Source organism: Ensifer sp. YR511, from assembly GCF_900103045.1.
Taxonomy (GTDB): Bacteria; Pseudomonadota; Alphaproteobacteria; order Rhizobiales; family Rhizobiaceae; genus Ensifer; species Ensifer adhaerens.
In genome coordinates this window covers 26,000-52,070 of the sequence record NZ_FNGR01000040.1, presented here as the reverse complement: position 1 = coordinate 52,070, position 26,071 = coordinate 26,000, and the positions used below count along the sequence as shown (strand labels likewise).

Here is a 26,071-nt window from a genome sequence, read left to right as displayed (position 1 = left end):
CTGAAACAGTCATCGCTCAACTGCCGTTCTGGTTCGAGCATTACAACAATCTTCACCCGCATAGTGCTTTAGGATATCAATCACCGCGCGAGTTCATCAACTCGCAATCTCAAACCTGAGCATGTCCGGTCTTTTGGGGGCAACTCCACCGGGTTGTTGAAGAAATCCTTGGGGTTGAGGTCGGTCGCATAGGCGGGAATGATGATGATGTCCGGGTTCCAGACGAGCAACTGTTCAAAATCGACGGTTCGCCACCATTCACCGGTTTTATCCGCCGCCGGGTTGGTGACGCCGCTGAGGGAAAGATCCTGCGAGCCATTGGCGATGACCTGGATCTGGTCGGCGACCTTGTCGATGTGAAGGACAGAAGGAAGCGCCGACTTGTCGAGCTTGGCAACCTTTTCATTGAGGGCCTTCAACGTTTCGGACTGTGCTTCAGGATTGCCTGGGCGCGGTCGTTGCGGCCGGTCATGTAGCCACTGAGCGTGACATAGTCGAGCCGGTCCTGCTCGGAGCAGCATTGCCAGCCGACGACAGTGAGCCCCACCCGCTCCAGCGGTTCGATAAGCTTCTCGTCATGGGTCCACTGGATCACCACGTCGGGTTTTTCCGCAAGGATCGCCTCGACATTCGGTACGAAGCCATCCTGGGCGGCACTGGCATTGATTTTGGCCATTTCCGGGAGCATCTCGGCATAGATGCCGCTGGTAAAGTACCTCACCAGCGAATCCTTGTTCATGCCGACGATGCGATCGGCCTTTTCGTCCACGGCACGATAGATGATCGGCGCCGAGCGAACTGTCGTCACGACGCGTTCCGGCGGTTTTGCAAACATGACCTTCTTGCCGCGGTGGTCGAGGAAGGCCGTTTCGGTCGACGCCGCGGCCGGCAGAAACGCCGATAGGGACAGTACCAGTGCAGTGAATGTCTTGAGGCGGCTTGACATGTACGCTCCATCGCAAGGTCGGTAGGTTCGGACCAAGTTCTGCCAGTCAAGTTATCGCGCCGTGTCCAGCGCTCCGTAAATTTTTAGGGAGATTCGCCAGAAGATGCTGCTGCACCGGACGAATAGCGCGGTCTGCCTCCAGGCACCAAGGCAGTTTAGTAAACCGCATCGGTCGCGCGAAGATGCCGAGCCAGTCTACGGTTGGCGGCGGTTGACGATTTCCGGAGGTCTTCCCCGTCAATAATTGACGGTTCCCTCCTCACCGCGGCTGCAACGCGCTCGTGCGGAATGTAACCGTTACGTTCTTCAGTAGTACGATATATTCGACATAATGCTGACGAAGAGCGAACCTGGGGAAATACTGTGTGGTTTAAGCGGCTCTTGAAATGGGCCAATCGAGAATGTGACGAGAGGAGTCAAACATGAGCAAGCGGCAGCCCAAACAAAGCGGCTGGCAAACTACGCGGGACCTGAAGTGTTGAGGAATCCAGGTTGGAACAAGCAAAGGAGTGGCTGGAGTCGCTGGGCTCTGGTTGTTCTGACTGTTCCGCCGGCGATTCTGCTAGCCGTGGCAGCCGCATGGGCCTCGCTTGCATTATGGTATCGTCTTCCCGTTTCCGAATTCACAAGAGGTTTTATCGCCGGACTCTTTGCACTTGTCGGGCTTTTGACGGTCGCCGCGCTGTTTGGCCGCTGGCGTCTCAAAGCTCTCCTGGTATTTGCAGTTGCGTTCGCAGTTGTCTTGATTTGGTGGAGGACGATCAAACCCGTCGAAGACGGTTCGTGGGCACCTGATGTTGCACGACAGGTTACAGGCGAATTTCACGGCGACCTGCTGACACTAACCAATGTTCGCAACTTCGAATGGCACAGCAGCACGGAATTCGTCGAACGGTGGACCACGCGGACCTACGATATGAGGAAGCTCCGAACAGTCGACCTGTTCATGTCCTATTGGGCGGGGCCAGAGATTGCCCATGTAATATTCAGCTTTGGATTTGAAGGCGGCGAGCAGCTCCCGTGGTCGGTCGAAGTCCGTCGGCGGGTTGGCGGCGCGTTCTCGCCGCTCGCAGATTTGTTCAAGAGCAATCCTTTGGTGATCATCGCAGCCGACGAACGGGACGTGGTGGGCGTCCGGTCAAATTTCCGCAGCGAGGATGTTCAAATCTATCGCCTGAAGGCGTCACCTGACCAGGCGCGTGCGCTTCTGCGCGAGTATGTTACAGACGCCAACGCTCTTGCCACAACGCCGCTCTTCTACAACTCGCTTACGACCAACTGCACGACGACGGTTGTCAAGATGATGCGCGTTGTAGGAGACTCGATCCCGTTCGACTGGCGTCTCATCGTCAACGGGTATCTTCCCGACTACGCTTATGATCGGGGGGCGGTCGATACGTCAGTGTCGCTCGCAGAACTCAGAAATGCCAGTCATATCGGCCAACGTGCTCGGGACGACGGGTTGTCGCCAAATTTCTCAAAGGCAATAAGACTCGGCGTGCCTTCGCCAGTGCCGCAGGGCTCGCCTTGAAGACGGCGAACGGTCATCAGGGAGCTCATCAGCAATCCGCAACAGCCTGTTTCATTCTTCGCTACGTGCGCATGTCAGTCTTCTGATGGAGTTTCTTCCCCGAGCCAACTGGGCGTGAGCCTTGCCCCGCCTTCCCCGGCGGGGTTTTCTTTTGGACGATTTTGCGGGGCGCGCCAGCCTGGAACATATGGTGTTCCCTACGCCCCAACAAACTCCATGACCTCAAAAGCAAAAGCGCCCGCAGGAGATGCAGGCGCTTGGCAATTCTTCAGTCTTTAAGATCGCCTTAGCGGGCGAAGGCCGTACGTGCGACGCGGTCGATGTCGGCGCGTTCGATGCCGAGGTCGCGAAGTTCGCGGTTCGACATGCGGCCCAGCTCGGTGACCGTCTGACGGTACTTGCGCCAGTTGTTGATGGAGCGTGCTATGTTCATTTGATCCCCCTTTCAATGGGCTTTCGAAGCCTGGCTGCCAGTCCGTGGCGCCTCGTTTCGCTTCGATGAACACCTTATAGCTCAGGCTTTCCCTAAGTTGCAGCGCTCAAAACTCAGCGCTCCCATGTGGGAAATGCATAGGCGGTCGCCAGCCGACGGTTCAGCTGCGATGGCCATGAACCATCATGAGAGCTGTGCGTTACATGTCAGATCGTGAGGTAAAGAACATGGCGCGAACTTTTAGAAGCCAAAGCCACCGGGCGAACCTACTCCATCTTGCACTCGCGGTGCTCGCAATGCTGTTCATCGCAGCGATAGTGGCACTGCTTTAGGCTCGTGCAGGACGCCATTTGCCGCCACGGATCGGCGCCACACATTGGCCCGGCATGTGTCGCTGAGGCCGATTACGACAATACCAGTTTAAAACCTATGAAAAATTTTGCATAAGGGGTCATCCGGAAAGGTGATCCCCATGAACGATCAGACAACGCTCGAGTTTCTTGCCAGCCAAATGTCGGGCGACAGCGGCGAGCCGCTCTATCGCCGCCTTGAAGAGGCGATCAAACAGGCCATCAGCGCCTCGACACTCCGCCGCGGTTCGGTCATCCCCAGCGAGCGGGACTTGAGCGAGGGCCTTTCGATTTCGCGCGTGACGGTGCGCAAGGCGATCGAAGGGCTCGTCGCTGATGGCCTGCTTGACCGCCGCCAGGGGGCAAAGACCGTTGTTTCATCACGTGTCGAGAAATCCCTGGCCACGATGACGAGCTTCTCCGAAGATATGCGCTCGCGCGGGCTGGAACCCGGTTGCACCTGGATCTCACGTGAAATCAGCCGCCCGTCACCCGCTGAAATGATGGCGCTTGGCATTCCGGCGGGAGAAAAAATCGTACGCCTTAGACGATTGAGGACGGCCAACGACACGCCGATCGCGATCGAAACGGCATCGCTTCCCGCCCGCTTTGTGCCGGATCCGGACGCCATCGGCGCGTCCTTGTACGAATATCTCGCAGCCCACGGCGCTTTGCCTGTCCGGGCACTGCAGCGCATGCAGGCAAAGCCTGCAAGCGATGAAGAGCGACGCCTGCTCGCAACGCCCGAAGACACGAGCCTGCTCGTCATGGAGCGGCGCTGTTTCCTGGCCGATGGGCAAATTGTCGAATTCACCCAGACCAAGTACCGGGGTGACGTCTACGACTTCGTTATCGAGCTGATGAGGTAATACCAGTATAATTCCTGTTGCAATCTGGTCTTACACTGTTACCGTGAGGCCTCCATTGGGAGAGCCTGCGTGACCTTCGACATCCATAGCCTCAAGCACGGTCTGATCGTTTCTTGCCAACCGGTGAAAGGCGGCGTCATGGACAATGCCGCCATGGTTGTCGGTTTCGCCTTGGCCGCGCTCGACGGCGGCGCAACCGCCCTTCGCATCGAATCTGCAGACTATGTTCGCGCCGTGCGCCAGGCGACCGATCGGCCAATTATCGGCCTCGTCAAACGCGACCTGGAGACATCGCCGATCCGCATCACCCCCTTTGTCAAGGACGTCGATGCTCTGGCGGCAGCCGGCGCCGATATCATCGCCTATGATGCCACTGCTCGCGAACGGCCGGTTGCGACCAGGACGCTGATCGAGCGCATTCACGCCGGCGGCAAGATCGCCATGGCGGATTGCTCTGTTTTCGCCGACGCCGAGCGCGCGCTTGCCGAAGGTGCCGAGATCGTCGGCTCAACCCTTGCTGGCTACACCGGACCGGTCGAGCCGACGGAGCCGGACTTCGCGCTCATCGCCGCCATGCGCGGCCTCACCCCTCACGTGGTTGCCGAAGGCTGTGTGCGCACGCCCGAACAGGCCGCTCAGGCGCTGCAGGCGGGGGCCTTCACTGTCGTCGTCGGTTCCGCGATCACGCGTCCCGAACATGTGACGGCGTGGTTCCGGCAGGCGCTCGATCAAACGCTTGCCGGAAGCGAGGCTTGATCATGACTGAGCCCCGGACCGTTCTTTCGATCGATGTCGGCGGCACGAAGATGCTGGCTGCCCTTATCCGGGGAACAGAGATCGTCGACACGCACCGGATGCCGACGCCCCGCCAAGGCGACCCGACCCAGTGGCTCGCCGCACTCTTCGGTGCGATCGCGTCCTGGCGCGGTGCGTACGGCTCGGTCGGCGCCGCGGTCACTGGCATTGTCGATAACGGCCAATGGTCAGCGCTCAACCGCAACACACTCGCCATACCTGATCGGTTTCCGCTGACAGCGACGATCGAACGACTGGCTGACGTGCCGGTACTGGCTGCAAACGACGCCCATGCGGCCGCCTGGGGTGAATACGCCTTTGGCGCAGGCAACCGCGAAGACATGGTCTTCCTGACGATCTCCACCGGCATCGGCGGCGGCATCGTCCTGAACGGGCGTCTGCTCGAGGGCCTCGCCGGACACTTCGGCCAATCGCGTAGTGCCGAATGGGCTGATGATGTGCTCGAAGATCGCGTGTCCGGCCACTGGATCGCCAGGGAGGCATCCCCCCACCAATCCGGCGCCACCGCGCGCGACGTCTTTGCCGCGGCCCGAAATGCCGATGACTGGGCCAGGCGCATCATCGAAACATCCGCGGGGCGAACCGCGCTGCTCTGCCGCAACATCCAGCTCACGTTGGACCCGAAACGCATCGTCATCGGCGGCAGCATCGGCCTGGCCGAAGGCTATCTCGCCGCCGTCGAACGCGCACTGGAACCGGTGCCGCCACGCCTTCGACCATCGCTACACGCCGCCGCCCTTGGGGAGAATGCAGGGGTGATCGGCGTTGCTAATCTTGCAGAGTGTCAACAAAACTTGAGGGAGAACCAAAAATGACATTTGCGACAACGAAAAGACGTGCGCTGCTCGCCGCAGCGGGTATTGCGAGCCTGCTGGCGGCCACGCCGGCCCTTGCGGAAGTAACGGTGCTCGGCTGGCCGGGCGGCCCGGAAGAAACGGCACTGCGGGCTGCCGCCGACGCCTACAACGCCAAGTCAGACGTTGCCGAGAACGACAAGGTCGAACTTCTGTTCTTCAACCGAGACGGCTTCTGGGACAAGCTGCAGGCCGATCTCGCCGCTGGCTCGAAGGCCTTCGACCTCAACCTGCTCGCTACCTATTCGATCGGCCGTTACGCGCCGTTCATGGAGCCGGTCGAACTTTCGGGCGAAGCCAAGGCGGTCTATGGCGATTCCGTACTGTCGACCATGCAGTACCAGGGCAAGCAATATGGCGTGCCAACCGATCTCTCGCTTCACTTCATGTATTTCCGCAAGGACCTGATCGAGGCCCTGCTGAAAGATGACGCCGGCAAGGCGAAATATGCCGAGATCTCGGAGAAGTATCTCGGCAAGAAGCTGGAGCCCAAGATCCCGGACGAGTGGACCTGGGACGATTACGCCGCCACCGCGCTCTACTTCACTCAGGCGGTCAACCCGGACAGCCCGACCCGCTACGGCACGGTGCTGCAGCTCAAGAACCTTCTCTTCAACATCATGGTCTGGCAGTCGGTACCACGCGCCTATGGTGCGAACTGGATGGACGACAGCGGCAAGATCACCGTGAACTCCAATGCCTATCGAAAGGGCCTCGAGATCTACAAGCTGCTCTACGACAATGGCGCATCACCGAAGGACTCACTGTCTTACGAATTTGCCGAGGCGAATGCCGCCTTTGCGTCTGGCCAAGTGGCCGCAATGCTGCAATGGAATGCGGCAGCCGGCGACCTGACGAGCAAGGAGAAATCCCCTGCTGTGGCAGACGTGACCGAAACGGTCGCACCACCTGCAGGTCCTCAAGGGCGCTTCACCCATATCCACGGCCTCGGTTTCGGCCTCAACAAGAATGCCGAAAACAAGGAGGGTGCGGCCAAGTTCGTGAAGTGGCTGTCTTCCAAGGAAGCCGCGCTGATCTACGCCAAAAACAACGGCGCACCAGCCCTGACGCCGGAAGTGGTCGTCGAGGTCGCCGATTCCCGGCCTGATCTCGTCAAGCTCGGCGAATTCGCCGGCAAGTACGGTTACGTCATGAACGGTGCTACGTCAGCCAAGGCGCTGTCGGTCTACGAACTGCAGGCCAAGGAGTTCACCGGCTACTGGTCCGGCCAGCAATCGATCGAGGATGCGCTCGCTAGCACCGAAAAGGGCATGGCAGACCTGCTGAAGTAAGTGAAAGGGTTGCGGCGTCCACCAGGAGGCCGCAGCCCTCAACGACAAGCGGGTACCGGGGAATCTTTCTCCACCCCACTTGCCAGTGCTCCACACGGGATCCAGGTGCGCCGCGTCCGCGGTGCCAAAGAGCCATCCAGCTCAAGGATTTGGGCTGGCTAGATCTCCTGTAACAGGCACTGGGAAGTGGACCGAGGAAACACCTTGCGTCCCCTTGCCCGACCGACAACAGACACAGATCGGTGCCATGACGATAGCCAGACCGCAATCCAATGCCCCTGAGTTCCGGCTGCTCGCCACGCCGCTCGTCCTCTTCCTGCTCGTTTTCCTGGGCTTCCCGGCCCTCGTCAACCTGATCTATTCGGTCTCCGAGGTCTCCTTCGAGACGCTACGCCAGCCGACGTTTACCGGGCTCAAGAACTTTGTCTCGGTCTGGAGCGATGCGGCTTTCTGGCAGGCGAGCTGGTTCTCGCTGCGCTTCGGCCTCTTGACCGCTATTCTCGAATGCCTGCTCGGGCTGTCGCTGGCGATCTTCCTGTCGCCGCTCATCGAAAAACGGAGCTGGCTGATGGCGATCCTGATGCTGCCGCTCATGGTCGCGCCGGCACTGGTCGGCCTGATGTACCGCCTTGTCCTGCACGAATTCGTCGGGCCGGTACCTTATTATCTCTGGACCTATTTCGGCGCCAGCATCTCGTTCCTTGGGCCCGGCTCCGCCTTCTGGACCCTGGTCGTCGTTGAGACGTTGCAGTGGACACCATTCACGCTGCTGCTTTTCTACATGGCCTATCAGGCGATCCCTTCCGAGATTGCCGAAGCATCCGCAATGGACGGGGCGCGAAGCCTGCAGCGCCTGTGGTTCATCGAACTGCCGATGATGGGCCCTACGATCGCGGCCGCGTTGCTTATCCGCTTCATCGACGGCTTCCGGGTCTTTGACAACGTCTATGTGTTGACCGGGAGCGGTCCCGGCGGATCGACGGCATCGCTGTCGATCTACATCTATGAGGCCTTCTTCAAGCAGGGCGCCATCGGCAAGGCGGTTGCCGCCTCAGTCGTCCTGTTCGTCGCCTCCTTCGCCGTGCTTTATGGCCTCAATGCTCTCGCCAGCCGGCGGAAAGGAGCCAAGCGATGATGTCAGCACTCCGTTGGTTCGTTTTCGCTGTTGCCGCCATCGGCTTGAACTTTCCGGTGCTGGTGACGCTTTCCACCTCGTTCAAGAGTGCGCGCGAGCTTTCCGGCAACCCCGGTCTCTGGGTCCAGGCCCCGACATTTGAGAACTACCGCGCCGTGTTCGAGGTCTCCGATCGGCTGAACATCTTCCTCTATCTGTTCAACAGCCTTGCTGTGGCGCTGATGGGAACGGTACTTGCCGTGGCGCTGGCGCTCCCCGCAGCCTACGCGATTGCCCGCGGCAAGATTGGCGAACGCACACTCCTGCCCTTTATTGTCAACCTGCGCGCCGTGCCGCTGATCATCTTCGCGATCCCGCTCTACATGATGTTCCAGTGGCTTGCGCTGCTTGATACGCGCCTGGGGCTGGGGCTGATCCTGACGATCGTCAACCTGCCGCTTGCGCTCGTCATCCTCGTCAACGCCATCCGTGACCTGCCCGCGGAACTCGACGAGGCTGCCCTCATGGATGGTGCAAACCGCACGCAGATCCTCATCAAGGTCGTGATGCCGCTCTGCCGGCCGGCGATCGTCACCAGCCTGATCTTCGGCTTCATCACCGCGTGGAACGAATTCCTCTTCGGCCTGATGCTGACGACCTCCAAGGCAGTTCCGGTCACGGTCGGCGCATCCTTCTTTTTTGCCGCAAGCGGCGGCGGTGTGCAGTGGGGCGTAGCATCGGCAGTGATGGTCGTCGGCGCTTTGCCGCCAATGCTGCTCGGCCTCGTGATGTACCGCCAGATCAGTGGATCGATGACCGCCGGCGCGGTCAAGGGTTGATATTCCAGGAGACACGCATGGGAACGATTTCGCTCAGGAAAGCCGGAAAGCGCTACGGCGCAGTTGAGATCATCCGGGAGCTCGACCTTGAGATCGCCGACGGTGAATTCGTCGTCATCGTCGGGCCCTCCGGCTGCGGCAAGTCAACGCTGTTGCGCATGATCGCGGGTCTCGAGGCAACGACCGACGGCCAGATTTTGATCAATGGGCGGGATGCGACGTCCGCTTCGCCGGTCGATCGTCAGCTCGCCATGGTCTTCCAGTCCTATGCGCTCTATCCGCACATGACGGTGCGGCAGAACATGGGCTTCGGCCTGAGGCTCGCCAAGGTGCCGTCGGAGACCGCAAGGGCCAAGATCGAGGCAGCGGCGGAAACGCTGAAGCTCACGCCCCTTCTGGACCGCTATCCGAAGGAGCTCTCGGGCGGCCAGCGCCAGCGAGTCGCAATCGGGCGGGCAATTGTGCGCGAGCCGGTCGGCTTTCTCTTTGACGAGCCGCTTTCAAACCTCGATGCGGCGCTGCGCGTCGATATGCGACTTGAGATCGCCAAGCTGCATCGCACGCTTGGCGCCACCATGATCTATGTGACCCATGACCAGGTGGAGGCGATGACGCTGGCCGACCGGATCGTCGTGATGAAGGACGGGCGGATCATGCAGCAGGGTAGCCCGAGAGACCTCTACGAAAAGCCGGCGAACCTTTTCGTCGCGCAGTTCATCGGCAGCCCAAAGATGAACCTCCTGCCATGCCGGCGCGACCAGGGCGGCCGCCTCGACCTGAGCGGCGAAGGCGATCTAGCGCTTCCCATGCCAGGGACGGTCGAACCCGAGAAACTGGGCGCAAGGCCCGAGCACTTGGCGCTGGTTGCTCCGGAAACTGGGCATTGCCGCGGCGTCATCGAGGCGAGCGAGTATCTCGGCGGCAATATGAGCGTCTTCGTTCGCGCCGGCCGGCTCGGCCTGATCAATGTCAGCGCACCGGCCGACACACCTTTTCGCGTTGGCGAAGCCGTCGGGATCCGGATCGACGAGAGCCGGTCCTCGCTGTTCGATGGTACGGGCGCAGCAATTGGTGCCTGACACTGGGGGATCCCTCGAAGGCCTTTGAGCTAGGCAGGCGCTCAAGCGATCGGCAGCGTTCAGATGGCAAAAATCGGTTCATTGGCCGATTTCACATCAAACGCTGCGGACCCTGGCAGACGAAAGAAAAGCCTTCGATTGACCCAACAGCAAGCATGCACAATGGGGAACAGTTGAAATTTGTCGGTCGGACAGCCGACAGTGCGATTTCACATAGATACCCAGCAATCATGAGCGATAATGGTACCGAATGCCGACGAGCAACAGGGTCGTCCTGGCCGGGATGGCCCAGCGAAGTGCTCGTCGCTGTAGCGCTGAATGAAAGCCGATGAAATGTCGCGAAAGTATCTAGCACTCCAGGCCGACGGCGCCGTTGGAAAGATGGAGTTGAACCAAGAGATCGCGGCCGCGCTCGAAAGGTTGCCGGAGGATCCTTCGCTCTACTTCGATCTTGGAGAAGCACATCTGCTTATTCCGCTCGAGCAGCTTGTTAACGCGCGAATGCGCGAACGAGGCATCATCAGCGCGAACCGCTATATGCTTGCGTCGGCGCGCGGCAAGCAGGAGAAGCGAAAACCCCTCACTGTACACGCCCTTGGCAACGGGCTGTGGCTCGTGGTGGACGGGAATTCAACGCTGCTCAATGCTCGTCATTCCAATTGGCGGGCTGTACCTTGCACCACGGTTGACAAACCGACGTGGGATCCGAGCTCAGCCTGACGATCACAAGTGCAGACGTAGATCCGGGTCGCGGGGTTGGCGCCTACGGAGCCAGCGCAGGTGCCTGGTGCGCCACCCCATCCTGCATAGCGCGCTCTTCCGCTGGCAGCGCCAGCAGATGAATGAACATTGGACACTCCAATCCTGTCAGCATGCCGGGCAAAGTGGCCGTGTGGCCGAGGCGAGCGGGGTTTGCATGGCACCCCCGCTTCATTCAAAAACGCCCTCGGCGATCACCCCCTACGACTGTGAGAGAGCCCCGTAACCCGGCCGTTTATAGAGCGTGCTTTCGTTCGCCACTATTTCCGGGTCGTAGACACTCGCATCCCACTCCGCCGGATCCACTTCTAAGATGGAAACGGAAAGCGAAGCGTCGCTTGAGCCTAGGATGGTTTTCGCAGCTTCGACCACTTTCGCGGCGAATTCCTGTTTCTGCTCCTCGGTGCGGCCAGGGAACATCTTTACGACTATGTGCGGCATTTCCATTCCATTCGTTGATACCAAGTGCCATGACGGGAAGACGACAGGGCCCAAGGGCAAGCCGCAAATCCTGCCGACCTCGACGAGTCCACAAGGTGATTGCGGACGATCAATGCCAACTCATTGCCATTGCTTGCGTCTGCACTGACCCTATCATCCCGATACCAGGTGCTTTCGCGAACATCAAAGCTTGATGACGGTCTTCTTTGCAAGCAACCCCTGCGGAGCAAAGAGCAGAACCCCGATGACGAGCAGGATGGTGAAGGCGTCGCGGTAGCTGAGCAGGCTTTCCGGCAGATAGGCTTGCAAGAACACTTCGATGAAGCCGAGCAGAAAGCCGCCGGCGACAGCGCCGGAGAGGCTGCCGAGCCCACCGATAATTGCGGCGATAAAGGCTTTGAGCACTGGCAGGAAGCCCATCAACGGATCGACACTGCCGCGCTGGGCCACCCAGAGGATGCCGGCGACGCCGGCAAGCAGGCCGGAGATCGCAAAGGCGGTAGCGACCACCGCATTGGCGCGGATACCCATCAGCCGAACGATAGCGAAATCTTCGGATGCAGCACGCATGGCACGACCGAGCACGGTCGTGCGAAGGAAGAGGTTCAGGCCGACCAGCATGATGATCGTGACGAGGATCGAGGTTCCCTGAATGAGGCCCAGATGCAGGCCGCCGATCTCGATCGTGCCAGAAAAGCTCTCGGGCATCGGCACCGGCTTCGGACGGGCGGAAATGAAGTTCTGGAAGATCACGCGCAGGATCGCGCTAACGGCAAAGCTCGTTAGAAGCAGCGTCGTGCCACTGGCGCCGCGCACCGGCCGAAAGGCGATGCGCTCCATCAGCATGGCAAGCACGATGGCGATCAAAAGAGCCGCACAGACAGCGAGCGGAAACGGCAGGCCCAGCAACAGGGCAAAGCAGAGGCCGTAGCCGGCAGCCGTCATCAGTTCGCCATGGGCGAAATTGATGAGCCCCATGATCGAAAAGACGACCGCAAGGCCAAGCGCCAGAAGCGCATAAGTGCCGCCGAGGCTGAGCGCATTGACGAGTTGCTGCAGGAACATATCCATGAATTGACCCTCCACGCGCTCGGCTCAGGCGCCGAGATAGGCGCCCTGGATTTCGGTTGAATTGCGCAGTTCGGCGGCCGTGCCCGAAAGCACGACCCGGCCATTGGCCATGACGTAGCCCGCGTCAGCAATCTCGAGCGACAGAGAGACGTTCTGCTCGACCAGGAGGATCGTCAGGCCCTTTTGTCTCAGCCCGGCGATCAGGTCGAAGATCAGATCCACCACCTGCGGCGCCAGGCCGAGCGAGGGCTCGTCGAGCAGCAACAAGTCAGGCGACGACATCATCGAGCGGGCGATCGCGAGCATCTGCTGTTCTCCCCCTGAGAGCGAGCCGGCCTTCTGGGTGAGGCGTTCTTTCAGGATCGGGAATCGCGAGAGCATGTCTTCGCGCACCTCTGATATCGCGCCGCGCGCCTTGTGCATGGCACCGCCGAGCAGCAGGTGTTCGTCGACGGTGAGGCTCGGGAAGATGCGCCGTCCCTCGGGCGTCAAGGTCATTCCGAGCCGGACAATCTGTTCCGGCGCGAGGCCGGAAACATCCCGGCCGTTGAAAGACACACGTCCGGCCTTCTTTCCCGCCAGACCGACAAGCGCGTTCAGCGTCGAGCTCTTGCCAGCGCCGTTGGCGCCGAGCAACGTCACGATCTGCCCTTTGCCGACGGCGAGATCAACACCCTTCAGGGCTTCGACCGCACCATAGGCGACCTTAAGGCCGCTCACTTCCAGAAGCGGCTTCAGAACGGGAATTTCACTCATCATCATCGGGCAAAGTCCTTGCCGTGGATTGCAAAGCGCCGCCGGCGCAGACAGGCACGATCCCCGGGGAAATCCGGGGACCACCACAGGTGATCGATCAGGGGGCTGGAACGTCGGCGGCCGCCGGAACGCCCTGACTGATCAGCTGGCGATTGCCGCTTTCGATCTGCACCAGCGATACCGAGCGCATCGGCATCCCTTGCGTGCCGGCATAGCTGATCGGGCCGGTCACACCCTGGACGTTTTCGAGCGAGGCGATCGCGTTGCGTATGGCAACCGGATCGATACTGTTTGCCTCCGTCACCGCCGCGTCGATCACCTTGCCAAGGTCGTAGCCGTTGGCGATGTAGACCGTATCCGGCACCTGACCGTATTTTTCCTTGTACTTCACATTGAAGTCAGCAAGCGGGCTGCCTTCGCTGGCAAAGCCTGCGGTTGTAAAGACAACCCCGTCGACGGTGGCACCAAGGCCGAAGGTCGTGGGCGAATCGATGCCGTCGCTGCCGAGGATCGGCGTGGCCACCCCTGCACCGCGCAGCTGACGGATGAAGGCTGGGAAATCCGGCTCGTAGGCCGCCGTCATGATGACGTCGGGCGCCGGGTTCATCGCCTTGATCTTGGTGACCTCGGCGCCGAAGTCCTGCTGGCCCATGCTGTAGGTGCCCTCACCGAGCAGTTCGCCGCCCTTGGCTTTGAACGCAACGGCGAAATACTCCGGCAGCTTCAGAGTATAGGCGCTATCCGGCGACTTCAGGATGTAGGCCTTCTTGTAACCCTTCTCGAACGCGTAGGTCGCAAGAACAGAGGCCTGGACGTTGTCGGCCGGATAATTGCCAAACATGTAGTCGCCCACCGCAAGCGGCATGGTCGGCGTCGTGGCGCAGAAGGAGAAGGCGGGGATCTGGGCTGCCTGTGTCACCTGGCCGGCAGCAATCGACGGATCGGCATCGCAAGGCGTGATCACGATCTTGACGCCTTCGTCAACCAGTTCCTGCGCCACCAGCGCCGTCTGCGCCGCATCCGAGCGCGTATCCTTGGCGACGAGCTTGATCGGGAATTTGCCGGCAGCACCACCGGCCGCATTGATCTCCTCGACCGCCATTTCCAGACCCTTCAGCGACGGCTGGTCATAGGGTGCAAGACCGCCGGTCTGTGCGGTCGCAAGACCGATAACCAGATCGTCTGCAAATGCGGGTAGTGGCGACAACGCGATACCGCCAAGCATGGTTGTAAGGCACAGGGCCGTGACGTTCTTCTTCATCCGAAAAGCTCCCTCTTTTGATTTATGCTGGTTTATGCAGGCCCGGCGCGCCGGACGGCAGAACGGGGGTCCCGACGGGCGCGTTGCGCGCCTGCGCCGCTGAGCGGCGGCGGCCGATGTAGGCCTCGATGACATCAGGGTTAGCCTGGATTTCCGCCGGTGTGCCGATGGCGATCTGCTGGCCCTTGTTGAGCACGACGACAACATCGCAGAGCCGCATGATCAGCTTCAGGTCATGCTCGACGACGAGCAGGCCGAGGCGGTATTTCGTGCGGATGCGGTCGAGCACATGCATCAATTCCTCGGTCTCGGCCGGGTTCATGCCGGCAGCCGGCTCGTCGAGCAGCAGGTAACGCGGCTTCAGCGCCAGCGCGCGGGCGATTTCTAGCCGCCTCTGCGCACCGTAGGAAAGCGTGCCGGCCAGCCGGTCGGCAAATTCCGCGAGGCCCACTTCCGAAAGCACCGTCAAGGCACGGGCAGCGGGATCCTCACCGCCCGCCTTCAAGGCGCTCGCCGCGACCGTGACGTTCTCGATGACCGTTAGGTTCTTGAAGAGACGGATGTTCTGGAAGGTGCGGGCAAGGCCCGCGACGGGAACCGCGTGAACGGCAAGCGACGCCACATCCTGGCCATCGATCAGCACGCGGCCCGTCGACGGCGGCACGACGCCGGACACACTGTTGATCAGCGTGGACTTGCCCGCACCGTTCGGGCCGATAAGGCCAGTGACGATACCGGGCTTGATCTCGAAATTGGCGTTCTCGAGCGCCACGAGGCCGGCAAATTTCTTGCCGAGATTTTCGACCCGGAGAGAGCCGTGACCGGCTGCAGCGGCCTCGGACGCAGGCACGCTTTTCACCGGCACAACGTCCTTCTCTGTGGAGCGCTTGAACCAGCCGAAGCGCTCGTCAAGTTCGCGCACACCGAAGAGGCCATCCTGCAGGCGGTACATCACGACGAGGATTGCCACGCCGATCCCGATGTCGGTGAGGCCGAAGACGGTCGGCAGCTTGAGGAAGCCGAGATCGACGCCACCCTCGAGCTTGCGCAGGAGTTCGACAATCAGCATGATTACGGCAGCGCCGCCGACGGCACCCGAGACGGTGGTGATACCGCCGAGGATCAGCATCGCCAAAAGCATGAAGGTGAGGTTGAAGTAGAAGTCCTTCGGCGAAAACGCGCCGAGGAAATGGGCCAGCAAGGCGCCAGCAGCGCCTGCAAGCACCGCACCGAGAACCCAGGCGAAGAAGCGCTGCAGTTTGACATTGACGCCGACGGCGCTCGAGGCGATCTCGTCTTCGCGCGACGCCCGAAGCTTCAAGCCAGCACTCGAATCCCGATAGAGACGCGCAACCACCACGGCAGCGATAGCAAAGGGCACCGCCACCCAGAGATTGACCGCGCGGGGAATACCAAAAAAGGTCTGGCTGCCGCGGGTGAAATCGGTCGAGGCGACGAGCACAACATGCACGATGACGAGGAAACCAAGGGTCGCGATCGAAGCCGATGAGCCGCCAAGGCGCGCCACGGGAATGCCGATCAGCACCGCGACGAGCGCAACCACGACAAGCGCAATCGCAAGTGCCGGAAGGAAGGGCATGCCCATCCCGGCCAGCCATTCCGGGAGATGTGGCAACGCTGTCTTTTGGATGATCGGATTTAGCGTCAACAGACCCGACGCATAGGCACCGATCGCCATGAAGCCGACATGGCCGAAGGAAACGATACCGGAATTGCCGGCATAGATGCCGATGCCGAGCACGGCGATGACGTTGATCATGTAAAGCGTCACCAGGCGCTCGCCGCTGCCCGGAAAGAACAACGAGGCGATGGCGGCAGCGGCCAAAAGCGGCAGCGACGCTACAAGGATACCAACGACGGTTTCTCGCCTGACGCGCACCATCCGCATTCCCCCAGATTTTGGCCCGGCCGCGTATTTTTTGGCTCGGGCCCGTTCCCGACATGAACGTTATCGCAGATCGACCAAATGTCAATCTTGTTTCAAAAAACATTATCTGCTAGCAATTATGTAACAAAAATTAGAAATCGGAATTCACGCCATCGTTTTTGGGAGGCAGAAATCGTGGCAATCCGGGACCGACTGACAGACGGCGCAATTACCTTCACGCGCTCGGAACTGAAGATCGTCAGGCAGCTTCTGTCGAATTATCCGGCAGCAGGGCTGAACACGGTCGCGCATCTCGCGGCCGCTGCCGGCGTCAGCAATCCGACCGTCGTGCGCTTTGCCAACACACTGGGCTTTGAGGGTTATCCGGAGTTCCAGAAGGCGCTGCTCAGTGAAGTCCAAGAGCGCATGAGCTCGCCGCTCTCCATGCTCGACGCGCGCCGCCCGTCGCTGGAACAAGAGAACTTCTACCAGTACTTCCTTCGCGCCAGCATCCATGCGCTGGAGTCTTCGATGCAAATGCTGCCTTCGGAAGACTTCGAGGCAGCCGTGGATGCGGCGGCCGACATGAGCGCTCGCATCCATTGCCTCGGCGGCCGCTTCAGCGGCTTTCTCGCGGGCCTCCTCTGGTCGCACATGAAGCAGCTCAGGGGCGACACGCGCTGGATCAACGGCAGTCAGGCCGACCAGGTCGATCAGCTTGTCGACCTCGGCAAGCGCGACGTGCTTTTCGTCTATGACTATCGCCGCTACCAGAACGACACGATCCGCTTTGCTCGTCAGGCGGCCGAGCAAGGATCGCGCATCGTGCTCTTTACTGACCGCTGGCTCTCGCCGATCGCCGATTTCGCGACAGTGACGCTGACGGCACCCGTCGACACGGTCTCGCCCTACGACACGATGGTGCCGGCGATTGCCCAGACGGAGGCGGTGATTGCGGCACTTACCGCCCGCCTTGCCACGCAGTCACGTGGTCGCATCGAGCGCATGGAGGACCTGCGCCGCGGATACGCCATCACGGAGGACGCCTTCAATCCAGCCGTTGAAGACGACCGCTGACCCTTTCCGCCGTCCCGGCGAACCAAAATAAACCGAGGAGAATTCGAATGAGTGCAGTCACTGTCAAGGTTGGCGACGATCGCTTGAGGCGCGACAGCGCCTATGAGGCTGGCCGCACCTCGCTGCTGTTCGTCGACATGCAGCGCATCTGGTGCGAGCCGAACCTCGACCCGACCCACCCGCAGGACGCCGAGAGCTATTATCACAGGCGCCTGCGCCAGACCGTCATCCCAAACCAGGTACGCATTCTGGAGGCGGCGCGAAAGGCCGGTTGCGATGTGCTGCACACGATCATCGAAAGCCTGACGCTCGACGGCCGCGACCGCTCGCTCGACCACAAGCTCTCCGACATGCACGTGCCGAAAGGTTCTCCGGAGGGGCAGGTCATTCCGGAACTTTCGCCCATCGACAACGAGATCGTGCTGCCGAAGACGTCGTCGGGCGTCTTCAACTCGACCAACATCGACTACGTCCTGCGCAACCTCAACACCCGCTACCTGATCATCGCCGGCGTCATCACCGACCAGTGCGTCGACATGGCGGTGCGCGACGCCGCCGACCGCGGTTACCTTGTCACCGTCGTCAACGACGCCTGCGCCACCTATAGCGAGCAGCGCCATGACGCGGCCCTTCGTGCCTACTCCGGCTATTGCTGGACGACCGACACTGAGACGGTGGTCAGCCGCCTCGGCACTTTGCGCCAAGCCTGAGTCGCCGCCTAAAAAATGAACGAATAGAGGGGAACCCCATGACGGAAACCAACAACGGCAAGGCGGCCGCCGCACTGACGGAACTTGCCACCTTCGTCACGACCGACATCGCCGGCATCACGCGCGGCCGCAGTTTTGCGGCTTCCGAGATCGACAGCTACCTGCGCAAGGGTGTCGGCTGGGTGCCGGCCAACCTGGCGCTCACGCCCTTCGACCTGATTGCCGAGAACAATCCCTGGGGCTCGGCCGGCGACCTCCGGCTGATGGCCGACCCCGACAGCAAGGCGCGCGTCACCTGCCTGCCAGACGAGACGCCGCTGCATTTCTATCACGCCGACATCACCGACCTCCAAGGCAATGCCTGGGACTGCTGCGTACGCAGCTTCCTGAAACAGACGCTGAAGGAATACGAACAAGTCGGCCTCAAAGTCATTTCAGCCGTCGAGCAGGAGTTCCAGTTGCTCGGCGTTGACTGGCCGGATGCGCCGTCCTTCGGCCTGCGCGCCCAGCGCCGTGCCGAACCCTTCGGGTCTCTGCTGATGACCGCTTTGCAGGAAGCCGGCGCCGAGCCGGAAATGTTCCTGCCGGAATACGGAAAGGACCAGTTCGAAATCACCTGCCGTCCCGCCGACGCGCTGACCGCCGCCGATCGCGGCGCTACCATCCGTGCAATCACCAAGGAAGTCGCCGCCCTCTTCGGCTGGAATGCGAGTTTTGCCCCGAAGACGGTCTCGAATGGCGTCGGCAACGGCGTGCACCTGCATGTGAGCTTCACCGATCTCGACGGCAATCCGGTGACCTTTGACGCCTCGCGCCCCGGCAGGCTCTCCAAGATCGCCGGCGCCTTTGCCGCCGGCGTCATCAAGCATCTGCCGGCGCTGACCGCCTTTACCGCTCCGTCGGTGCTTTCCTACATGCGGCTCGTGCCGCACCATTGGAGCGCCGCTTACACCTGCCTTGGCGAAAAGAACCGCGAAGCGACGCTCAGGATCTGCCCGACACTGGACCTTCCCGGCAGCAATCCGGCCAGGCAGTTCAACATGGAATACCGCGCCGCCGACGCATGCGCCAGCCCGCATCTGTCGCTGGCCGTCTTGTTGAAGGCCGGCCTCGAAGGCATCAAGGCCGGGCTCGAACAGCCGCCCTTGATCAATTCCGACCCCTCCGATTTCTCGGCGGCAGAGCAGGAGAAGCTCGGTATTCGTCGTCTGCCCGCGAGCCTGCCGGAAGCTCTGGATACGCTCGCCGCCGATCCGGTCGTCACGGGCTGGTTCTCTCGAGATTTCCTTGACTGCTACATGGCGATGAAGCGCAAGGAGATCGAGATCGTCGATGGGCTCTCGCCGGACGAACTTTGTGCCCGCTATGCGGCGGTCTACTGATTGACGGATGGGCAACCCATGACCTCGACAACGGCCATCAAGAGCCTAGAACCCGGCGCGCGACACGACCCGAGCGCGCCGCTGCTTTCGATCGACGAACTGCCGCCCTATGCGGTCTTCAACCCGGACGGCACCTCCCCGATCCTGCTCTTATGCGAGCACGCCTCCAACCGGATGCCACGCGCGCTCGGCGATATGGGGCTTCCGCTGCACGAGCGCCAGCGCCACATCGCCTGGGATATCGGCGCCATGGCGCTGGCTCAGCACCTAAGCCTCAGCCTCGATGCACCACTGTTCTTCACCAACTATTCAAGGTTGGTGATTGACTGCAACCGGCCGCTTCCCGCCCCCTCGATGATCCCCGAGATCAGCGAGACGACGGAGATCCCCGCCAACCGAAACCTGAGCGACGAAGAGCGGCAGCAGCGGATCGATACGCTGTTCACGCCCTTCGCTGAAGCGGTCAGCCGCCGTCTCGACCGGCTCGAAGGCGAAGGCAAGCGGCCATTTGTCGTCGGCATCCACAGCTTCACGCCGGTCTATTTCGGCAAGCCGCGCCCCTGGCAGGCCGGCATCCTCTATCGCGACGCCGTCGATTTTGCCGGTTCGCTGATCCGAGAACTGGCCAGCGAAAGCCAGCTGACGATCGGTGACAACGAGCCCTACAACATCCATCCCGACGAGGATTACACCGTGCCGGTTCATGCCGACGCGCGTGGGCTTCCGGGCGTTCTGGTCGAGGTGCGCCACGATCTGATCGATACGGATGCGGGCGTCACTGCCTGGGGCGAGCGTCTCACCCGGTGTCTTAAAGCTAGCGTAGGGGAAGCCCCGTGACCGCACTCTACGAGAGAGACCAAGCGGCAGTCGCCAACCTACAGAAGCTGCGCTTCTTCCCGCTTGCAGTGACCGGTGGCCGCGGCGCGAGGCTGACGGAGGAAAACGGCCGCGAACTGATCGACCTCTCCGGGGCATGGGGGGCGGCGAGCCTTGGCTATGGCCACCCGGCGCTGGTTGAGGCAATCTCCGGTGCTGCGGCAAATCCCGCCGGCGCCAGTGTTCTTTCTGCCGCCAATGGACCGGCGGCGGCCCTTGCCGAAAAACTCCTCACGGCCTTTCCCGGATCGGGCGACAACAAGGTCTGGTTCGGTCATTCCGGATCCGATGCCAACGAGGCGGTCTTCCGCGCTGTCACCAAGGCGACGGGACGGTCGGGCGTCATCGCCTTCGTCGGCGCCTACCACGGCTGTACCGTGGGCTCGATGGCTTTTTCCGGCCACAGCGTCCAGGCGGGCGCGACCAAGGCGGACGGACTGCTCCTGCTACCGTACCCCGATCCCTACCGGCCCTACCACGACGACCCGACAGGTGGTGCGATACTCGCAGAATTACGGGAGCGACTTGAGGCGGCGCCGGAGCGTTTCGCGGTCGCCTTCATCGAGCCGATCCAGTCAGACGGCGGCCTGATCGTTCCGCCAACCGGTTTTTTTAAAGCCTTTTCCGCGATCTGCCGGGAATACGGTGTGCTCGTCGTCTGCGACGAAGTGAAGGTCGGGCTTGGCCGCAGCGGCCGCCTGCATTGCTTCGAACATGAGGATTTCGTCCCCGACATCCTGACCATCGGCAAGGGTCTTGGCGGCGGGCTGCCGCTTTCTGCCGCGATCGGCCCGGCACGCATCCTCGATTGTGCCAGCGCCTTTGCCATGCAGACGCTCCACGGCAATCCGATCTCTACTGCCGCCGGCCTTGCCGTTCTTGAAACCATTGAGCGCGACGAGCTTGCGCAGGAAGCGGAGCGCAAAGGCAAACTGCTGCGCGACGGCCTGGCAAGGCTTGCCGAACGATATCAACTGATCGGCGATATCCGCGGTCGAGGTCTTGCCTGCGGCGTCGACCTCGTTCTCGATCGGCAGACACGGGCTCCAGCGCGAGCGGAAGCAGCAAAACTTATCTATCGGGCCTATGAACTCGGCCTCGTCGTCTACTGTGTCGGGATGAACGCAAATGTTCTGGAGATGACTCCGCCGCTGACCGTCCCGGACACCGACATCGTTCAGGCATTAAACGTTCTGGATCGAGCTTTCGCCGAAGTCTCCGACGTTCCGGATACAGTTGTTTCGCAGTTCGCGGGCTGGTAAAGGCAGTCTCAAGACCTAAGCTCGCGCCCGCCACGGTTGGGATTTTTAGGTCCCACCTGTCGTGACGCGCGCACTGATGATGGCGGCGTATTTCCTTTGGCTGGAACCAGCGTCTTTGCCGTACGTTGAGAACCCGCCACAGTGCTCTAAGTCATTAAGGGTTTGAGCGTCTTAAAAAATGCCCCGCAATCCTCACGTCTCTACACGAAGTGGCACTGGGTCGGACGACCATCAAAAGGCGGAAGTGCTCGCCCAGAGAGCCCCCGCGGCAACAAAAGAGGCGGATCACAGCGCAGACGCTGACCCGTTCATCCGAGCTGGAACGAGCGAACATCTGCCTCTGCCGTTTGAGCAGACCCGACAGGCAGCGCACGCTCTGCTTCGTGCGCTTCACGACGATTTGCGGGCTATCTCAACAGCGGTCAAGGTCAAGGTCCGGGCGGCTGCTTCGTCCGTAAAGACCAAGGTCCAGGCTGCGGATAAGCAAACTCTTTCATTTCTGCTGAAAAATCTCGGCGGGGCACTTGCGAACGCTCCCAAAAAGGCAGGACGAGCGCTTCGCCGGTCTAGCCAGCCTGTCTTGCAAAGGAAAGCCAGGTGGAAATCGGCGGTGCGGCTGACCGCCGTTTTCTGTATTCTGGTTGGTGTAACGGGCTTGGTGTGGGCGCTAAAAGATGTCCCTTGGGCCGAGATCAGGGACGGTACACTAAAGCCTATCGTGGTGTTGGAAACCGCGGACGGTCAGCCGCTGGTCAGACAAGGACCTTATCAAGGACCTTACGCACAGTTCGACCAATTCACGCCACAACTGATCGATGCGGTACTGTCTGTTGAAGACCGGCGGTTCATGGACCACTTCGGCATCGATATCAGAGGCATCGGACGAGCGCTTCTTCGAAACCTCAAGGCAGGGTCGGTTGTGGAGGGTGGTAGCACGATCACCCAGCAGCTCATCAAGTTGCAGTATCTCGACAGCGATCGTACGGTAAAACGAAAGATACAGGAGTTTGTGATTGCCCTGTGGCTGGAGTGGAAACTCGGAAAGCAGGAAATCCTGACGCGTTACCTCAACAGCGCCTATCTTGGCGCTGGCGCAACGGGTATGCCGGCCGCCGCACGCATTTATTTCAACAAGGATATCGGAGCGCTAAACCTTTCGGAATCGGCGCTTCTGGCGGGATTGTTGCGGGCTCCTAGCCTATGGAACCCGATCGACAATCTTGAAGGTTCCCGAAAGCGCACATCGGTCGTCCTCGACGCGATGGTTGCGAACGGCAAGGTTGACGCGTCAAAGGCTGCGCAGATCAAGGCGAGCTTTGCTACCCTCCACCCGACAACGCCAACGCCCCGATCCGGCAGTTGGTTTGCGGACTGGGTCTCACCGCAGGCGAGCGAAATCGCCGGGACTTCGCCGGGCTCGACCACAGTTCGAACGACGCTTGTTCCCCGGCTTCAGGGGATTGCCGAAAGGGTCATCAAGAGGGCCTTGGATACTGAGGGAAGAACTGTTGGTGCATCTCAGGCCGCATTGGTGGCAATGACCCCGGATGGAGCGGTTGTGGCCATGGTCGGCGGCCGCGATTACAAAGAGAGCCAGTTCAACCGTGCCGTCACGGCAAAACGGCAGCCGGGCTCCACCTTCAAGCTGTTCGTTTACTATGCCGCTCTGAAGGCCGGACGTTCCTTATCCGACCGGGTACTGGACGCACCGATCGAAATCAACGGCTGGTCACCAGAGAATTCCGGCGGCCGCTATCGCGGCTGGGTCACGATCGCTGAGGCCTTCGCCCGGTCTCTCAACGCGCCAACAGTGGCGCTCGCCCAACATGTCGGCCTTGACAAGGTGATCAGTGCCGCGCGTGAACTCGGGATCGACGCGCCACTTGTCGATACGCCTTCGCTGGCGTTAGGCACGTCCGAGGTCAGCTTGCTTGACCTGACAAGTGCCTATGCGTCCGTGCAATTCGGCAAGGCCCCCGTTGAACCCAGGGGAATTATCGAATTTCAGGCTTCGAACCAAGCAACGGCTTTTCGAGTCGGGGCAAAAGATACGCCAAGCGTGGATCTGGCCCCCTATCGGCGCGATCTCCTTTCCCTTCTACAGCTTGTTGTGGAACGCGGTACCGGGCGCGCAGCCGACCCCGGCGCGTTTGCTGCTGGCAAGACCGGCACCAGCCAGAACAATCGTGACGCTTGGTTTGTCGGGTTCACCGAGCCGCTTGTCGCAGGGGTCTGGGTCGGCAACGACGACGACACGCCGATGAAAGGCGTAACGGGCGGGGATATGCCAGCGCAGATTTGGCGGGATTTCATGCGGGAAGCGTTGGCGACCCCCGCAGCGGGCGTTCTGGTTGACGACAGCGCTCCGCCTCAGAGCTGCAACATCACCGCTTGCTCTCGCAGCTATCGCTCCTTCCGGCCATCGGACTGCAGCTACCAACCCTATTTCGGGGAGCGAAGGCTCTGCGAAAAATGACGAATACGTCGGATCAAATGCGAACCGCCCACAAAGGCGGCAAGCCTCGATGCCTTCCCCTCTCGGAACCGGCCAAGGCGGCCCAGCAAGCGGGAACCTTTTCCGTACATTCGTGTTTTTGCTTTGCTGATGATCTCGGATCCCTCCGGATCAAGGTAGGAGCCCCATCATCGCTCCGGCGAAGGTGGGGCTTTTTCACAACGCCGTCAACGCTTCGTGACAACACCGCGTAGCCGAGGGCCGCCGCCAGGCCGTGCGCAGGTCGTGCAACTGGAAGAGCTCGATCCGCTGGAACAGCTCGATCCGCGGACCATGGTCATAGCGATGACGGCAGACGTGCAATGGCCATGAGACATCTGCCCGAAGAGCGTTATGTAGTTGGTATGAGCAGATTCACGGAAACCGAAATCGCATTGATCGAGCGCCTACGCGCATTGAAGGCTATGCCGGACATGTCCATCAACGTGTTTGAAGTCGGCGATCCTTTGACCTCGGCAGGATTCTCGCAGGATGAAATCCTGGAGGTGCTCTACGCTCTTGAACAGGACAAAATCATCGCTCTGTTGCCTGGAAACCGACTGACAATGCTCAAAGAACTGCCGAATGGCTAGTGTGGCGCTGCGGGTTTGGCCGTAAATTGCCTCACCAAGTGCAACACCGTCGAGCTTGCCCTCGACCAAATCTCGACCTCTTTGCCCTCGGTCATAAGTATCCCCGTCTCCTGGCCCTGATGGCCATAGGCGCTGGCTCGTATGCCTATGGGTAGCGAGCACCCCGAGCCACAGCATGCTGGATCCGTCATGCCTCTCCTCTCCAGTGAGACGCATAGGTCCGAGCAGCCTTCACGACCGCAAGCGGCCTTCGAAGAATGGTAGGCGGGTGATGAACGCGTTCTCCACCGGGAATAGAACACAAACTCGCACTACCGCGCGCACTGGCGTGCGCGACCAACGCGTGAGAAAATCGCGTGCTGCAGGGCGTGTGCGCTACTCGCTTTGGCGGAAATTGCGGATGCGATCGAAAAGGACTGCAAGGATTATCGCGCCGCCGATGAATGTCCCCTGCCAGAACGCATTGATGCCGAGAAGTCCGAGGCTATTGCGGATCACCTCGATGAGTGCCGCACCGACAAGTGCGCCGAAGGCAGTACCTGCGCCGCCAGCGAGATTAGCGCCCCCAATCACTGCCGCAGCGATGACCTGCAACTCCATGCCCGCTCCAATATTGGTCGTCACAGCACCCAGCCAGCCGGTCTGAATGATGCCGGCGATGCCAGCCGACAGCGCCGAGATCATATAGACGCAGACCTTGATGGGTCGTACGGGAAGGCCCGTGGCAACGGCCGCCTTTTCGTTGCCACCAATGGCGTAAATGTAGCGGCCGATCCGCGTCCACCGCAGCACGAAGCCGGTCAGGAGCGCCAGCACGATCATGTAGATCACTGGATTGGCGATACCGAAGACCGCCCCACCGCCCAGCGCCAGCAGCTTGGCATGATCGGGGCCAAATTCGAAGACGACAGTATTGTTGGACGCGACCATGGCCAGGCTCCGGGCAACCGAGAGCATGCCGAGCGTTACGACAAAGGGCGGAAAGCCGAGATAGGCAATCAAGATGCCATTGAACGCGCCGATCACTAATGCCGTGGCGACCGAGACGGCAATGCCCGTCCCTATGCCGTATCCCGCATGCATCGTGACTGCAAGTACCATACTGCACAGGCAGAGCACCGACCCTACCGATAAATCAATCCCACCGGTGATGATGACAAGCGTCATCCCGAGCGCGATGATTGCGATGAAAGTGACGTTGCGGGTGATGTTGTAGAGGTTCTTTGCCGTTGCGAAACTGTCGGTGGCGAATGACAGGAAGATGCAGGCGAGAATGACGGCGACCAGTACCCAGAAGGTCTGGCTGCCCAGGACTGTTGCTGCGAGCGTGCGCTGCCTATGGGCTATCGTCTCGTGCAGCGTCGTTGCCATGTTAACC

At 60.8% G+C, this 26,071-nt stretch carries 26 protein-coding genes; 17 read left to right on the top strand and 9 right to left on the bottom strand.

Annotated elements, in window-relative coordinates; genetic code table 11:
- The coding region (locus tag BLU15_RS34370; RefSeq protein ID WP_143034230.1) for an integrase core domain-containing protein at positions 1–119 on the top strand (119 nt) is incomplete at its 5' end.
- On the opposite strand, the gene BLU15_RS40415 is transcribed toward BLU15_RS34370, so the two are convergent.
- Both BLU15_RS40415 and BLU15_RS34365 read right to left on the bottom strand, forming a co-directional pair.
- Positions 81–419, bottom strand: coding sequence for a TroA family protein (locus tag BLU15_RS40415; protein ID WP_244546905.1), 339 nt, complete (start codon positions 417–419; stop codon positions 81–83). The genes BLU15_RS34370 and BLU15_RS40415 overlap by 39 nt on opposite strands.
- Positions 416–946 (bottom strand): TroA family protein, encoded by a 531-nt coding sequence (locus BLU15_RS34365; protein WP_234824578.1) that lies wholly within the window; start codon positions 944–946, stop codon positions 416–418. Before BLU15_RS34365 ends, BLU15_RS40415 begins: the two co-directional genes overlap by 4 nt.
- A 529-nt stretch (positions 947–1,475) precedes the next feature.
- On the opposite strand from BLU15_RS34365, the gene BLU15_RS34360 reads away from it, so the two are divergent.
- The gene (locus BLU15_RS34360) at positions 1,476–2,477 is read left to right on the top strand and encodes an Lnb N-terminal periplasmic domain-containing protein (RefSeq protein ID WP_034798802.1); all 1,002 of its coding nucleotides are present in this window, start codon (positions 1,476–1,478) and stop codon (positions 2,475–2,477) included.
- A gap of 286 nt (positions 2,478–2,763) precedes the next feature.
- On the opposite strand, the gene BLU15_RS34355 is transcribed toward BLU15_RS34360, so the two are convergent.
- Positions 2,764–2,910: a DUF1127 domain-containing protein gene (locus BLU15_RS34355; RefSeq protein ID WP_064817045.1), complete on the bottom strand. Its 147-nt coding sequence runs from the start codon at positions 2,908–2,910 to the stop codon at positions 2,764–2,766.
- Between the two features lie 472 nt (positions 2,911–3,382).
- Between BLU15_RS34355 and BLU15_RS34350 the strand changes: the two genes are divergently transcribed.
- From BLU15_RS34350 to BLU15_RS34315, 8 genes are all read left to right on the top strand, one after another.
- Positions 3,383–4,129, top strand: coding sequence for a GntR family transcriptional regulator (locus BLU15_RS34350; RefSeq protein ID WP_034798725.1), 747 nt, complete (start codon positions 3,383–3,385; stop codon positions 4,127–4,129).
- A 69-nt stretch (positions 4,130–4,198) separates the two neighbouring features.
- On the top strand, positions 4,199–4,885 hold the full coding sequence (locus BLU15_RS40410; RefSeq protein WP_244546904.1) for an N-acetylmannosamine-6-phosphate 2-epimerase: 687 nt from the start codon (positions 4,199–4,201) through the stop codon (positions 4,883–4,885).
- A 2-nt stretch (positions 4,886–4,887) separates the two neighbouring features.
- The gene (locus tag BLU15_RS40405) at positions 4,888–5,760 is read left to right on the top strand and encodes an ROK family protein (protein WP_051659466.1); all 873 of its coding nucleotides are present in this window, start codon (positions 4,888–4,890) and stop codon (positions 5,758–5,760) included.
- Entirely contained in the window at positions 5,757–7,091 is a 1,335-nt protein-coding gene (locus BLU15_RS34335) for an extracellular solute-binding protein (protein ID WP_090301586.1), read from the top strand. The genes BLU15_RS40405 and BLU15_RS34335 overlap by 4 nt, the downstream gene beginning before the upstream one ends.
- A gap of 247 nt (positions 7,092–7,338) precedes the next feature.
- Entirely contained in the window at positions 7,339–8,226 is an 888-nt protein-coding gene (locus BLU15_RS34330) for a carbohydrate ABC transporter permease (protein ID WP_060516727.1), read from the top strand.
- A complete protein-coding gene (locus tag BLU15_RS34325; protein ID WP_060516729.1) occupies positions 8,223–9,044 on the top strand; it encodes a carbohydrate ABC transporter permease in 822 nt (273 codons plus the stop codon). Before BLU15_RS34330 ends, BLU15_RS34325 begins: the two co-directional genes overlap by 4 nt.
- Positions 9,045–9,061: 17 nt before the next feature.
- A complete protein-coding gene (locus BLU15_RS34320) occupies positions 9,062–10,123 on the top strand; it encodes an ABC transporter ATP-binding protein (protein ID WP_090301584.1) in 1,062 nt (353 codons plus the stop codon).
- A gap of 318 nt (positions 10,124–10,441) precedes the next feature.
- On the top strand, positions 10,442–10,843 hold the full coding sequence (locus BLU15_RS34315) for a hypothetical protein (RefSeq protein ID WP_060644495.1): 402 nt from the start codon (positions 10,442–10,444) through the stop codon (positions 10,841–10,843).
- A gap of 240 nt (positions 10,844–11,083) precedes the next feature.
- Here the strand turns inward: BLU15_RS34315 and BLU15_RS34310 are convergent, their stop codons facing one another.
- The 5 genes from BLU15_RS34310 to BLU15_RS34290 form a co-directional block, all read right to left on the bottom strand.
- Complete coding sequence (locus BLU15_RS34310) at positions 11,084–11,323, bottom strand: tautomerase family protein (RefSeq protein ID WP_060609394.1); 240 nt, start codon at positions 11,321–11,323, stop codon at positions 11,084–11,086.
- Positions 11,324–11,506: 183 nt separating this feature from the next.
- Entirely contained in the window at positions 11,507–12,394 is an 888-nt protein-coding gene (locus tag BLU15_RS34305; protein WP_176960447.1) for a branched-chain amino acid ABC transporter permease, read from the bottom strand.
- Between the two features lie 24 nt (positions 12,395–12,418).
- Entirely contained in the window at positions 12,419–13,156 is a 738-nt protein-coding gene (locus BLU15_RS34300) for an ABC transporter ATP-binding protein (RefSeq protein WP_226020830.1), read from the bottom strand.
- 91 nt (positions 13,157–13,247) lie between these two features.
- On the bottom strand, positions 13,248–14,411 hold the full coding sequence (locus BLU15_RS34295; RefSeq protein ID WP_051659459.1) for an ABC transporter substrate-binding protein: 1,164 nt from the start codon (positions 14,409–14,411) through the stop codon (positions 13,248–13,250).
- A gap of 22 nt (positions 14,412–14,433) precedes the next feature.
- Complete coding sequence (locus BLU15_RS34290) at positions 14,434–16,314, bottom strand: branched-chain amino acid ABC transporter ATP-binding protein/permease (RefSeq protein ID WP_090301582.1); 1,881 nt, start codon at positions 16,312–16,314, stop codon at positions 14,434–14,436.
- Between the two features lie 180 nt (positions 16,315–16,494).
- Between BLU15_RS34290 and BLU15_RS34285 the strand changes: the two genes are divergently transcribed.
- The 7 genes from BLU15_RS34285 to BLU15_RS34255 all read left to right on the top strand — a co-directional run bounded on the left by BLU15_RS34285 (position 16,495) and on the right by BLU15_RS34255 (position 24,693).
- Positions 16,495–17,376 (top strand): MurR/RpiR family transcriptional regulator, encoded by an 882-nt coding sequence (locus BLU15_RS34285; protein ID WP_034798710.1) that lies wholly within the window; start codon positions 16,495–16,497, stop codon positions 17,374–17,376.
- A gap of 47 nt (positions 17,377–17,423) precedes the next feature.
- Positions 17,424–18,086, top strand: coding sequence for a cysteine hydrolase family protein (locus BLU15_RS34280; protein ID WP_082566430.1), 663 nt, complete (start codon positions 17,424–17,426; stop codon positions 18,084–18,086).
- Between the two features lie 38 nt (positions 18,087–18,124).
- Positions 18,125–19,468, top strand: a complete 1,344-nt coding sequence (locus tag BLU15_RS34275; RefSeq protein WP_060516739.1) for a glutamine synthetase family protein — start codon at positions 18,125–18,127, stop codon at positions 19,466–19,468.
- 18 nt (positions 19,469–19,486) lie between these two features.
- Positions 19,487–20,305, top strand: coding sequence for an N-formylglutamate amidohydrolase (locus tag BLU15_RS34270; protein ID WP_051659457.1), 819 nt, complete (start codon positions 19,487–19,489; stop codon positions 20,303–20,305).
- On the top strand, positions 20,302–21,606 hold the full coding sequence (locus BLU15_RS34265; protein ID WP_060529750.1) for an aspartate aminotransferase family protein: 1,305 nt from the start codon (positions 20,302–20,304) through the stop codon (positions 21,604–21,606). The genes BLU15_RS34270 and BLU15_RS34265 overlap by 4 nt, the downstream gene beginning before the upstream one ends.
- Before the next feature lie 178 nt (positions 21,607–21,784).
- Positions 21,785–24,082 carry a PBP1A family penicillin-binding protein gene (locus BLU15_RS34260; RefSeq protein WP_090301580.1) on the top strand — a complete coding sequence of 766 codons (2,298 nt, stop codon included), beginning with the start codon at positions 21,785–21,787 and terminating at the stop codon, positions 24,080–24,082.
- Positions 24,083–24,423: 341 nt separating this feature from the next.
- Complete coding sequence (locus BLU15_RS34255) at positions 24,424–24,693, top strand: hypothetical protein (protein ID WP_244546903.1); 270 nt, start codon at positions 24,424–24,426, stop codon at positions 24,691–24,693.
- A gap of 375 nt (positions 24,694–25,068) precedes the next feature.
- On the opposite strand, the gene BLU15_RS34245 is transcribed toward BLU15_RS34255, so the two are convergent.
- Entirely contained in the window at positions 25,069–26,064 is a 996-nt protein-coding gene (locus tag BLU15_RS34245; protein ID WP_060516753.1) for an ABC transporter permease, read from the bottom strand.
- Positions 26,065–26,071: the final 7 nt, after the last annotated feature.